Below are 11821 nucleotides of genomic sequence, written 5' to 3'. Positions count from 1 at the left end.
TACCGAAGTTATTTACAGATGCTTTTCAGGGCTTTTTTCGTCTGGAAAGAGGCGCATAGTGGTTCTATACAACGATTTTCAGGCGAAAAAAGCGCAAAAAGAAGCATAAAAGAACGAGAGAAATATTTTTAAACAGGCTCTAAAACCCGGTCCGGTTTTTTTAAAACGACATTTTACGTATATTTGTGCGATAATCCGTATTTTACGAACCCAAACCCTGAACTTATGCCGCTTTTCATTCCGGAAGATTATACGGCCAAACTCGCTCCCGAAACGATGGAGCAGGCCATCAGCTACCTCAAGGAGATTTTCCCCGACATGCTCGCCCGCAGCCTGCGTCTGCGCCGCGTTACGGCCCCGCTTTTCGTACTTTCGGGCACAGGCATCAACGACGACCTGAACGGCGTGGAACGCGCCGTATCGTTTCCGATCCGCGACCTGGGCGACCGTCGGGCCGAAGTGGTGCACTCGCTGGCCAAATGGAAACGCATGAAACTCGGAGCCTACAAGATCGCCCCGGGATACGGGCTTTATACCGACATGAACGCCATTCGCGCCGACGAAGAGTTGGACAACATCCACTCGCTCTACGTCGACCAGTGGGACTGGGAACGTACGATGCGCCCCGAAGAGCGCAACCTCGGCTTCCTGAAGGGGATCGTCGAAACGATTTACGAAGCGATGAAAGCCGTCGAAGAAGAGGTCTACGAACTCTACCCGCACATTACGCCCATCCTTCCCGAGCGGATCACCTTCCTCCAGGCCGAAGAACTGTTGCAGGAGTTTCCTACCCTCACGCCCAAGGAGCGCGAGCAGGCGGCCGCCCGGAAATACGGTGCGCTGTTCCTGATCGGCATCGGCGCCGAACTGTCGAACGGGCAGCGCCACGACGGACGCGCCCCGGACTACGACGACTGGAGCACCCCGACCGAAGGGGGATACAAAGGGCTCAACGGCGACATCATCGTATGGAATCCGGTTCTGGAGAGCGCCTTCGAACTTTCGAGCATGGGTATCCGCGTCGACAGCGAGGCCCTCGAACGCCAGCTTGCAATCTGCGGCTGCGGACAACGCCGCGAAATGGAGTTCCACCGCATGCTGCTCGAAGGACGCCTCCCGCTTTCGATCGGCGGCGGTATCGGGCAGTCGAGGCTCTGCATGTTCTACCTGCGCTGCGCCCATATCGGCGAGGTCCAGGTCAGCATCTGGCCCGAGAAGATGATCGACGAGTGCGCCGCCCACGGCATCTATCTCAAATAACCCGCCCGCCTAAGAGGCGGGATTTAAGGGCGGAAGGGCCGCCGGCTCGCAAACTGTCCAGTTCTGCGCCCGGCAGCCTAAAAGGCGGGATTAAAGACGAAAGGATTGCGATACGCAGACGATCCTGTTCAACCGTATACCCCCCCCCTCCTGCGAAGAAGCCGCAGCCAACAGACAAAAACCCCGCTCCTTTTCGGAAGCGGGGTTTTCAATTATTGTTTCCCGGCGGCCGGCTGGTCGGGGGTCTTGTTGTCCTTCTTGTTTTTATTGTACAGGAAGCGTTTGATCTTATGCGTAGGGGTCTTGGCGAAGTCGTCCTTCTCCTCGACGACCTCGGAGATGCGCGAAAACCGGTTGACCTTGGCATTCACGAAATCCATGATCTCTTTCTTCAACTGCTCGGTCTTGGCCTCCCACGCCTCCTTTTTGCCTTCCCACTCTTCGCGCCAGTCGTCGATCATCGACTCGATCTCCTCGCGGTTGAAGTGCACGAGGGCGATCAGGCGCCCTTCCTGCTCCGTGACGATCGAATCGGCGATGCAGACATGCGAGTTCAACACCGTCTCGATGTCTTCGGGGTAGATGTTCTCACCGCCCGGGCCTACGATCATATTCTTCAGGCGGCCTTTGATGTAGAGCCAGCCGTCCTTGTCGAATTCGCCGAGGTCGCCCGTGCGGAACCAGCCGTCGGCCGTGAAAACCTCCTTCGTCGCCTCTGGATTCTTGAAATAACCCACCATGGCGCTCGGCGAGAGGGCCACGATTTCGCCCTGCCGGGTCTCGGGATTGATGTTTTCGAGCCGCAGCTGCACGCCCGGGGCCTGGGGCCCCGTCGAGCCCAGACGCACCATCGAAGGAGCCGCTCCGGCCAGCAGGGGCGCAGTCTCGGTCAGTCCGTAACCGATGGCGTAGGGAACCTTGGCTTCGAGCAGGAACTTCTCGGCCCCGCCGTCGAGTTTCGCCCCTCCGATTCCGAGGAAGCGCAGGCGGCCTCCGAAGAGCTTCGTCAGCTTCTTACCGGCAACGCGGTGCAGGTAACGGCGCATGAAACCGATCTTATAGAGCGTGCGCCAGAAGGAGTTCGAATTGAACTTGGCAAGCACCTGGTGGCGGTAGATTTTCTCGATGATCAGCGGCACGATCAGCATCACCGTCGGGCGGATGGCGCGCAGTGCGGGCATCAGCGCCGAGGCCGTGGGCGGACGGTCGAGATAGACGACCCGCGCACCCATCGAGAAGGGATAGATCATGCCGATCGAACACTCGTAAGTGTGCGACAGGGGCAGCACCGAAAGGAACGTGTCGTTGCCGTCGACCGGGAAGATCGACGACGAAATGCCGACTTGGGCACACAGCGCCGCATGGGTCAGCATCACGCCCTTGGGTTTGGACGTAGTGCCCGAAGTGTAGATGATCACGGCGATGTCCTGCGGCTGGGGGATACCCGTCGAACCCTCCTCCTTGACGCGCTGCGAAATGACCCCGAGGTTTTTGGTACGGACCACCACGTTGAGCCGTTCGATGGTCTGCTTCGAGAGTTTGGTGAAGAGTTTGTCCGACACGAGCAGGGCCTTCGCCTCCGAGTGCTCGATGATCATGTCCAGCTCCTCGCCCGAGAAGTCGGGCAGGATCGGCACGGCCACCATACCCGCCGACGTGACGGCGAAATAACAAACGCCCCAGTTGGGCATGTTGCTGCTCAGCAGGGCCACCTTGTCCCCGGCGCGAAGCCCCGCACCGGTCAGGATTTCCTGCACTTTGGCAATACGATTCCCCACTTCGGCGTAAGTCACGTCCTCGCCTTCGTGCATCGCAAAGGCGATTTTCGACGCGAACTTCTCCACGCTGTTGCGGGCCAGTTCGTACAGTGTATTGATCGTCATATTGTGTTCTCTTTTAACTACGTTTCGATAACGCGAAACTTTGGGGCGAAATTACTAATTTCCGGTTAAAAAACACTATTTTTGGCGTAAATTATCAATATGCTCGACCATCTGCACATCAAAAAACTTGCCGCCGATGCGGGGTTCGACCTCTGCGGCATTGCTCCGTGCCGCCACCTGGCCGAAAACGAGTCCTATTTCCGGGAGTGGCTTTCCAACGGCTACCAGTCGTCGCTGGACTACATGGAACGCAATACGGAGAAGCGTTTCGACCCGCGCCTTTTGGTGGAGCATGCCCGCACGGCGGTAGTCTGCGCCGTAAGCTACAAGAACCGCATCAGCGAAGGCTATCCCCCGCAACACCGCGCCAAAGTGGCCTCCTACGCCTGTGCAGCGGACTACCATACGACGATCCGGACGATGCTCACCCGGATGCTCGACGCCCTGCGGGCCGCTTATCCCGGGCTCTCGGGCCGCGCCTTCGTCGACACGGCGCCGCTGGCCGAAAAACAACTCGCCGTAGAGGCCGGACTGGGCTGGGTAGGCCGCCAGTCGCTGCTCGTAACACCCCGCTTCGGGACGTTCGTCCTGCTGGGCGAGCTGATCCTGACCGACGAAACGGATCTCTACGACACCCCGACCCGGACATCGCGCTGCGGAACCTGCCACAACTGTATCGACAACTGCCCCACGGGAGCCGTCACCCCCGACCGGACGATCGACACGGGGCGCTGCATTTCGTGCCACACGATCGAAAAAGAGCCCGCTGCCGGAATCAGCCTTCACGGCTGGATCTTCGGCTGCGACTGCTGCCAGAACACCTGTCCCTACAACACCCGAACCCCGCTGCACCGCAACACGGCTTTCGACCCTGTTTTCGATCCGCTGGCGATGGACGCCGCGGCATGGCTCGAAATGGACGACGCGGCCTTCGAAGCCCTCTGCGCCCATACGCCGCTGACGCGCAGCGGCCTCGCCCGCATCAAAGGCAACGTCAGGGAGTAGGCAGATCGCGCATGCAGCGCACCGGAAGCCCGAAGCCGCGCGGGTCCGAGATACGCTGGTAAACGGTCGTCGCAGTCAGGCCGAAGACCCATGCCCCGAACGTGTCGGACGGCGCCGGGGAACTCGACCAATAATAACCCGAAGGCGTGAACCGGAACAATCCGTATTCATCATAGCGGTAACCCACGCCCGGATAATAGGTCGTACCGGAATCGCCGTAGAGAAAATTCCATCCCTGCACGAACGGACCCTGCGTCCGCACCTCGCCGCTGGCGACGGTCGCCGTCGCGCCCGTTTTCGTGAAAGCCGTAAATGCGTAAGGGTGCGGCATGACCCACCCCGGGGGACAGGGGTCGAAAAGCGTCTTCACGGTCTTCTGTCCGACCTCATATCCCGTAGGATTGCCCCACAGTTCGTCGTTGCGGAACGACGGACCGTTGCCTTTGCCGCCGCCCCAGTACCAGTCGTAAGACGACTCGCCGGTCGTGGCAATGAAGGTAACGGGGTGCGCCGTGGCATACCGCGTGTTGCCCGTATAGCCGGCAGACTGCCCGGGCGATCCCGAGGTCTGCACGGCCGTCCACTCCGAAAGGTAGGTGTGCGGTGCATCCTGCGCATCGAAAATCACCGTTCCCCACGGGAAGGGATCCTTGCGGCCCCACTGGTAGAGCGGCGCCCGGAACGAGCGGGCATAAGGCCCGTCCTCCTTGTAGATCGCCCCCAGGTTGCGGTCCATCATCTGCACCGATCCGGAGCCGTACTCCTGTTCGTAATCGGACGAAAGGATATAGGTTTCGGCAAGCGATGTCAGGGTTTCGTTGTCCGCATCCGTAATCCAGATGTGCCAGCTCCACAGTGCCTCGTCCGACGACGCGTCGGCATAAAGTCCGATAACGGCATTGCCGCCCAGCGACGTGGGGCGCGTCGTAAGCGTGAAATAGATTCTGCCGCCCTCCACACGCACGCTCGCCGGGTCGATCAGGTGGGGATTGCTCTGCCACAGCAGGCGGGCCGCCGAGCCCGACAGCGAAGCCGAAAGCGTACGGCCTTCGTAACGCTGTACGGCTTCGGAAAGGGCCTGCGAAATCGAGCCGTTCCCGGCCATCGTGGCGTCGAACGAATACTCCTGCCCCGCTTGCGAAGCCACATAGCAATTTGCCCGGGGACCGCTGCCCGACAGGTCCGCCACAGGCTGCGGGGCCGTGCCCGCAGCGACAGCCTGCGTGATGACTTTCATTTGTGCCGCAGCGATCGCCAGTCCCGGACGGGTGTAGGTCGCCGTATAACCGTCGGCGGTCCGCACCACGACATATACTTTTCCGCCGCCGCGCGAATAATCCGCCGGATTGACCGTCAGATAGGCCTTTACGGGTTCACTCCCCAAAACCGGAGCCTCCGTAAACCCGAGGCTGCAATAGTTGATCTGCGCCGAACCGCCCGCATACGCCGCCGTGTTGTTGCCCGAAGCGGCCGTCAGGTCGAACGTGAACGCTCCGGTCATGTTGGACATCTCCCCGAGGTTGCCCGCCGAATCGACCGATGCGGCGTCCGTACAGTAGAGCGTCACCTCCGAGAGTCGTTTGCCGGCCATCGTCCCCGACCCCGTCAGGTCGACTTCGATCACCGCGAAGGCGTGGCGGAACGCCAGCGCCGGAAAATCCCCCGTCGCACTCACGACGGCTCCCGCCACGAGGAAATCGGAATCGCCCAGATGCGAAGAATCGCCCGCAGCGGCCTGTACCTGGGATGTTCCCAGCGTAAAGGCGACCGCCGAAGCGTCGTCCGACGCCTGCTCCGACCACGGGTAATAGGCATAAAGGGTATAATCCGAAGCACCTTCGGTAAGTGTAATATCGCCGCCGAAAGTGCCGTTGGCCGCGGCTTCCGTGCCTTCGAACGTCAGCGGGGCATTGACCGTGGTGAACGTATCGCCGCTTTTGACATAAATTCCGATCCGGTCGCCGGGCGTCCACAGGACGTTGTAACCGTCCGGAGCCAGTTCCGTGCGGGTCGAAGGGACCGCCGCCGCAATCCGGATGCTGCGCGTCACGGCCTGCGGCGGGACCGGGTCCCCGGTCCGATCGGCCGTACAGGCGCACAACAGCCCGCATCCGGCCAACGCCGCAATCGTAAACCTATTCATTCCAGTCCTCCCGGTCGAAACCTTCGACCCCGCCGTCTACGGTCGATCCGGCGAATCCGCGCCCGATGCGCACCTCCACCACTTCGACCTCCGGCCGCAAATACGTTTCCTTTTCCATTGCCAAAAATCGTTAAACGCCGGAAAAGGAAGCACATACCGTACCAAACCCCATTCACCGCAGGGCACGAAAAAGCGGACCCCACAGTGAAGTCCGCTTTCAGTTCGGCCCGTCGCCCGCGTAAAACGCGGAGTTCAGAGGCGAAAGGGTTGCCGCAGCGCGCACCGTCGGGTTTCGCGCACCGACTTCCCGACTATTTCGTCAGCTCGGCAAGCGCGGCTTTCGCACTTTCGACAGCGGGACCTGCCGTCACCTTCTGGAAGGCGGCGATAGCCTGCGGCTTCATCTCCTTGGCGTTGTAAGCAGCGCCGAGCGTCAGGTACATCAGGCTCTTGTCCTCGGGATCGGTCTGTGCATCGGCAGCAGACTGGCCCAGTTCGATCACCTTGTTGAAATCCTTCTTGCTGGCATAAGCCTGCAGGCGGACTTTCTCAGCCAGGGCGTTGGCGGGATTCTTCGCGAGCAGCGCGTCGGCCATCGCGATGATACCGTCGAAATCGTTCGCTGCCTGCAGCGTAGCCACTTTGTTATTGGTGTAAAGGGCAATCATCTCCTTGGCTTTGGCTGCATCCTCGGCATACTTGGGATGCGTCTTGGCAGCAACGGCCTCGTAGATGTCCATACCCTTCTCGTACTCGCCCATCTCGCAATAGCTCATCGCGAGGTTAAGCGCCATCGCGGTATTGTCGGGGTCGGCCTTGTAGCCCTTCTCGAACACGCTTGCAGCGGTTGCATAATCCTTGTTGTTGAAAGCCTCGCCGCCCTGGATTTGGTAGATCTTGGCTACCCACCCGTTGGCCTTGGCCATCTGGCTCATATCGCCGTAGAGTTCGGCCAACTCGGCAGACTTGGTGAAATTCTTCAGTGCCTCGTCGTACTTTTTGGTCCGGATGGCGCCGCCACCCATCATGAAATAACACGTGGGAAGCGTCTTTTTAGCGGTGGCCACCTGCGAAGCGGCATCTTCGTTGTCCATGCCCTGTTCGATCACCTGCTCGAATTTCGCGGCTGCGCCGGCAAAATCCTTGGCGTTGTAAGCGGCGCCCGCTTCATTGTAGATTGCTGTGACATCCTGCGCCGAGAGCGACCCCGCCGCCAACAGCACAATTGCAAGTACTAATAATTTTTTCATGGTTGTTTCCTATACGTTTTTTTAGTTTTCGGTTCATACACCCCGTTCCCGGAATGCGTTGGATGCAAAAGTATAAAAAAAATTCCTTTTTTACCAAATCTATCCGCGTAAACCCGCGAAAAAACTGCTCATCAACTCCTCGCACTCCTCCCGGAGCACACCCCGTGCCACTGTGGTTTTGGGATGGAATACCGCCTCGGAATAGCGCCTGTAACCCTTCTTGGGATCGTCCGCGCCCCACACCACGCGACTTACCTGTGCCCATCCGATCGCCCCGGCGCACATGATACACGGTTCGACCGTGACGTACAACGTGCAGTTTTGCAGGTACTTGCCCCCGAGCGTCGAGGCAGCGGCCGTCAGGGCCTGCATCTCGGCATGGGCCGTCGGGTCGGCAAGGGTTTCGACGAGGTTGTGCCCCCGCCCGATCACCGCACCGTCGGCCACGACGACCGCCCCGATGGGGACCTCCTGTTGTTTTAACGCTTTTTGTGCCTCGTTTAGTGCCAGGCGCATGAATTTTTCGTCGGTTTGCTGCTGTTCCATGTCGGATCGTTTTCGGCAAAAGTAACCATTTTTTCCGAAGAACGCACCTCTTTACCCTTCGAATCCCGCCCCGGAATGCCGCTGCACGGCTTATTTCGATTCAAAACAATACTTCCACCAAAAAGAATAAAATCAAAATTAAAAATTACTTGCATTGTACATCTTATTTTCTATATTTGCATATGGAATAGTCCACAAAACCTTTAAATTCAAGCCGATTCTACAAAACAGACATTTCAGACTCCAAACCAGACACAACCACACGCCCACTACATTTCGAAACTTCATCAATTACTAACCAGAACCTTATTAAAACCATTATGGAAGAAACTCGCCAAAAAACACTTGGGAACGGGCATTTTCCGGCAATCCTGCGATTCATCGCCGTTTTGCTGATGTCCGGAATTCTACCCTGCCTGTGGGGGGGGGAAATGTATCCGCCCAAATCCGCGGCATCTATGTAACGATAGATGTAACCAACGCAAGCCTCAGGGAGGTCCTCGAATCCATCGAGTCGCAGAGCGAACTGCGCTTCACCTACCCCGATGAGGTAAAATCCATCCTGACAAAAGTCGTCACGGTCAAGGAAAAAAATGTAAGCGCAAACAAAATTCTCGACCAGATCCTGCCCGGCGTCGGGCTGCAATACTCGGTCAGCGGCACTCAGGTCCGCATCCACCAGGCCGCCAGCGGTTCGCGCGATGTCGCCCAAACGGTCAGCGGCACGGTAATCTCCGGAACCGACAACTCCCCGCTCGCGGGCGTTATGATCTATGTCGAAGGCACGAATGCCGGCACGATCACCAACGGCGACGGTTCGTACACCTTCACCATTCCCGCCAAATCCAAATATGTAACCTTCTCGTATGTCGGTTTCGACACCAAGAAACTCCATACCGAGGACGCAGAGTTGTTCAAACTCGTATCGCTCGTCGAACAGAACAACACGCTCGACGAAGTCGTCGTCGTCGGCTACGGCACGCAGAAAAAGGAGTCGATGGTATCGTCGATCACCTCCGTCAAACCCTCCGACCTGAACATCACGTCGAGTTCGCTGACCACGGCGTTCGCCGGCAACATCGCCGGCATGATCTCGCGCCAGACCACCGGCGAACCCGGCTACGACAGCGCCACCTTCTACGTCCGCGGTATCTCGACCTTCGGTTCGAGCAACAGCCCGCTGATCATCCTCGACGGCGTGGAGGTACTGAGCAACATGCTGAACAACATGCCTCCCGAATCGATCGAGTCGTTCTCGGTGCTGAAGGACGCCGCCGCAACGGCCGTCTACGGTTCGCGCGGAGCAAACGGCGTAATCCTCATCAACACGAAAAACGGCCGCAACTCGGAGAAGATGAACGTCTCGGTCCGCCTGGAAAACACCTTCTCGCTGCCTACGATGGTGCAGGATGTCGCCGACGGCGTGACCTACATGCAGCTCTACAACGAAGCCGTTTTCAACACGGCCAAGGAGACCGGAACGCTCCACACCTACCAACCGTTCTACTCGGCCGACAAGATCAACGGAACGAAGGCGGGCCTCAACAAATACCTCTACCCCAACAACGACTGGTACGACCTGCTGTTCAAGGATTTCACGGTCAACCAGAACCTGAACCTCAATATTCGCGGCGGCGGCCAGAAAGTCAGCTATTTCCTCAACGCGGCGGTCTCGAACGAGAACGGCATCATCGCCGACATCGAGCAGAACCCCTATGACGTGAAGATGAACCACCAGAAATACATCTTCCAGAGCAACGTCAGCGCCAACATCACCAAGACGACGACCGTCGGCATCAAGGTCAACGCCCAGTTGGAGTACAACACCCGCCCGATCGAGGATATCGGCGACCTGTTCTACTACTCGATGCGCGCCAACCCCGTTCGTTTCCCGGCCACGCTTCCGGCCGAAGAGGGCGACACGTTCGTCCGCTACGGCAACAATGCTTCGTGGGACACCGGCGCCACCGACCTCAACCCGCTGGCCAAGTTGGCCCGCGGCTACGGAAAACGCTACTACTCCTACATGACAACGGCCTTTACGCTGGACCAGAACCTGGATTTCTTCACCAAGGGCCTGAGTGCCAACCTCACGGCGTCGTTCTACAACTACACCTATTCGGCGACCTACCGCACGGCGACCCCCTACTACTTCAAGGTCGAGGACGGAAGTTCGCTGAATCCCGACGGCACAGCCAACCTGATCACCAACTCGATCGGCGACACGGGTACGACCTACCTGACCAGCACCGACGGCAACGGCGGCCACCGCCGCTACGCGTTGCAGGCATCGCTCAACTACGCCCGCAAATTCGGCAGGCACGACGTGGGCGCGATGTTCGTCTACCGCATGAACGAGAAGAAGAACAACATCGCCGGCACGAGCGAGGAAAACCTGCTGCCTTACCGCGAACAGGGCATGGCCGGCCGTGTGACCTACGGATTCGACAACCGCTACCTGTTCGAGGCCAGCTTCGGCTACAACGGTTCGGAGAACTTCGCCCCCGGCAAGCGTTGGGGTTTCTTCCCCTCGGCCGCCGCCGGCTGGGTGATTTCGAACGAGTCGTTCTGGGACGGCATCCGCCAGACGGTCAACAACCTGAAGATCCGGGCATCGTACGGCCTGGCGGGTAACGACGCCCTGAGCGAACGTTTCCCCTACCGCTCGATCGTGGCCATGGGCGAAGATTCGGGGTTCTACTACAACTGGAACACCCAGGGCAAAGGCCCGAAGATCACCACCTACGGCAACCCCAACGCGACGTGGGAAGAGTCCAAGAAGTTCGACATCGGCCTCGAACTGGGGCTGTTCAACGCACTGAGCATCGAGGCCGCCTACTTCACCGAAGACCGTACGGGCATCTTCATGCGGCGCACCTCGCTGCCTTCGTCGACCGGCCTGCTGGGCGTTACGCCCTACGGCAACATCGGCCGCGTGAAGTCGCACGGACTCGATCTTTCGGCCGTCTATAACAAGCAGCTCAACAAGGATTGGTCGCTGAGCCTGCGCGGCACGTTCACCTTCTCGCGCAACGAAGTGATCGAGAAGGACGAAGGCGACCTGATGTACGACTATATGTCGGTCGTAGGCCATCCGGTCAACGCCATCACGGGCGTACTGATCGCCGACGGCCTGTTCACCTCGCAGGAGGAGATCGACAACTCGCCCAAACAGCAGTTCGGCAACTACACGGTCGGCGACATCAAATACCGTGACCTGAACGGCGACGGCATCGTCGACGGCAACGACGTGACGACGGCCGGCAGTCCCACGATCCCCGAAATCCAGTACGGCTTCGGCGCGACGGTGAAATGGCGCAGGTTCGATTTCTCGTTCATGTTCCAGGGCGCGGCCAACGTATCGCTGCGGATGTACAACATGCACCCGTTCTGCGACGCTTCGCACTTCGGATACGGCATCACGCAGTACATCGCCGACAACCACTGGTCGGAGGATAACAACCGCGCCGACGCGGCCTATCCGCGCCTGACCTCGCAGATGAGTTCCAACAACACCCAGAGTTCGACCTTCTACATCCACGATGCGAAATACCTGCGTCTGAAGACCGTGGAACTGGGCTACACCATCAAGAAATTCCGTGTATACCTCTCGGGCAACAACCTCTTCGTCATCTCCCCGTTCGACTACTGGGATCCCGAGAAAGGCGGCGGCCACGGCCTGACCTACCCGCTTCAGCGCACGGCGAAGATCGGTGTTCAATACCAATTCTAAT

8 protein-coding genes are annotated in these 11821 nt (G+C 58.9%); 3 read left to right on the top strand and 5 right to left on the bottom strand.

The annotated features are described in order from the left end of the window. The first annotated feature begins 225 nt into the window (after positions 1 to 225). Entirely contained in the window at positions 226 to 1260 is a 1035-nt protein-coding gene (gene asnA / locus KG007_RS10380; protein WP_195461247.1) for an aspartate--ammonia ligase, read from the top strand. Positions 1261 to 1472: 212 nt separating this feature from the next. On the opposite strand, the gene KG007_RS10375 is transcribed toward asnA, so the two are convergent. Continuing rightward, on the bottom strand, positions 1473 to 3143 hold the full coding sequence (locus KG007_RS10375; protein WP_195461246.1) for an AMP-binding protein: 1671 nt from the start codon (positions 3141 to 3143) through the stop codon (positions 1473 to 1475). A gap of 99 nt (positions 3144 to 3242) precedes the next feature. Between KG007_RS10375 and queG the strand changes: the two genes are divergently transcribed. After that, entirely contained in the window at positions 3243 to 4148 is a 906-nt protein-coding gene (gene queG / locus KG007_RS10370) for a tRNA epoxyqueuosine(34) reductase QueG (RefSeq protein WP_213348669.1), read from the top strand. On the opposite strand, the gene KG007_RS10365 is transcribed toward queG, so the two are convergent. The 4 genes from KG007_RS10365 to KG007_RS10355 all read right to left on the bottom strand — a co-directional run bounded on the left by KG007_RS10365 (position 4138) and on the right by KG007_RS10355 (position 8087). After that, on the bottom strand, positions 4138 to 6291 hold the full coding sequence (locus tag KG007_RS10365; RefSeq protein WP_213348667.1) for a fimbrillin family protein: 2154 nt from the start codon (positions 6289 to 6291) through the stop codon (positions 4138 to 4140). The two genes, queG and KG007_RS10365, sit on opposite strands and share 11 nt — an antisense overlap. Then, positions 6284 to 6409, bottom strand: a complete 126-nt coding sequence (locus tag KG007_RS14060; protein WP_262894109.1) for a hypothetical protein — start codon at positions 6407 to 6409, stop codon at positions 6284 to 6286. Before KG007_RS14060 ends, KG007_RS10365 begins: the two co-directional genes overlap by 8 nt. Positions 6410 to 6602: 193 nt before the next feature. Then, a complete protein-coding gene (locus KG007_RS10360; RefSeq protein WP_213348665.1) occupies positions 6603 to 7541 on the bottom strand; it encodes a tetratricopeptide repeat protein in 939 nt (312 codons plus the stop codon). A gap of 99 nt (positions 7542 to 7640) precedes the next feature. Further along, positions 7641 to 8087 (bottom strand): nucleoside deaminase, encoded by a 447-nt coding sequence (locus KG007_RS10355; RefSeq protein ID WP_195461242.1) that lies wholly within the window; start codon positions 8085 to 8087, stop codon positions 7641 to 7643. 418 nt (positions 8088 to 8505) lie between these two features. Between KG007_RS10355 and KG007_RS10350 the strand changes: the two genes are divergently transcribed. Next, positions 8506 to 11820, top strand: coding sequence for a TonB-dependent receptor (locus KG007_RS10350; RefSeq protein ID WP_213348663.1), 3315 nt, complete (start codon positions 8506 to 8508; stop codon positions 11818 to 11820). Position 11821 lies beyond the last annotated feature (1 nt).

This window comes from Alistipes montrealensis, from assembly GCF_018362775.1.
Lineage (GTDB): Bacteria > Bacteroidota > Bacteroidia > Bacteroidales > Rikenellaceae > Alistipes > Alistipes montrealensis.
The sequence above is the reverse complement of the archived record's forward strand: the minus strand, read 5'-3'. Positions and strand labels throughout refer to the sequence as shown.

Coding starts and splice junctions, on each gene's coding strand:
- asnA (WP_195461247.1), top strand. CDS start 226: ATGCCGCTTTTCATTCCGGAAGATTATACGGCCAAACTCGCTCCCGAA.
- KG007_RS10375 (WP_195461246.1), bottom strand. CDS start 3,143: ATGACGATCAATACACTGTACGAACTGGCCCGCAACAGCGTGGAGAAG.
- queG (WP_213348669.1), top strand. CDS start 3,243: ATGCTCGACCATCTGCACATCAAAAAACTTGCCGCCGATGCGGGGTTC.
- KG007_RS10365 (WP_213348667.1), bottom strand. CDS start 6,291: ATGAATAGGTTTACGATTGCGGCGTTGGCCGGATGCGGGCTGTTGTGC.
- KG007_RS14060 (WP_262894109.1), bottom strand. CDS start 6,409: ATGGAAAAGGAAACGTATTTGCGGCCGGAGGTCGAAGTGGTGGAGGTG.
- KG007_RS10360 (WP_213348665.1), bottom strand. CDS start 7,541: ATGAAAAAATTATTAGTACTTGCAATTGTGCTGTTGGCGGCGGGGTCG.
- KG007_RS10355 (WP_195461242.1), bottom strand. CDS start 8,087: ATGGAACAGCAGCAAACCGACGAAAAATTCATGCGCCTGGCACTAAAC.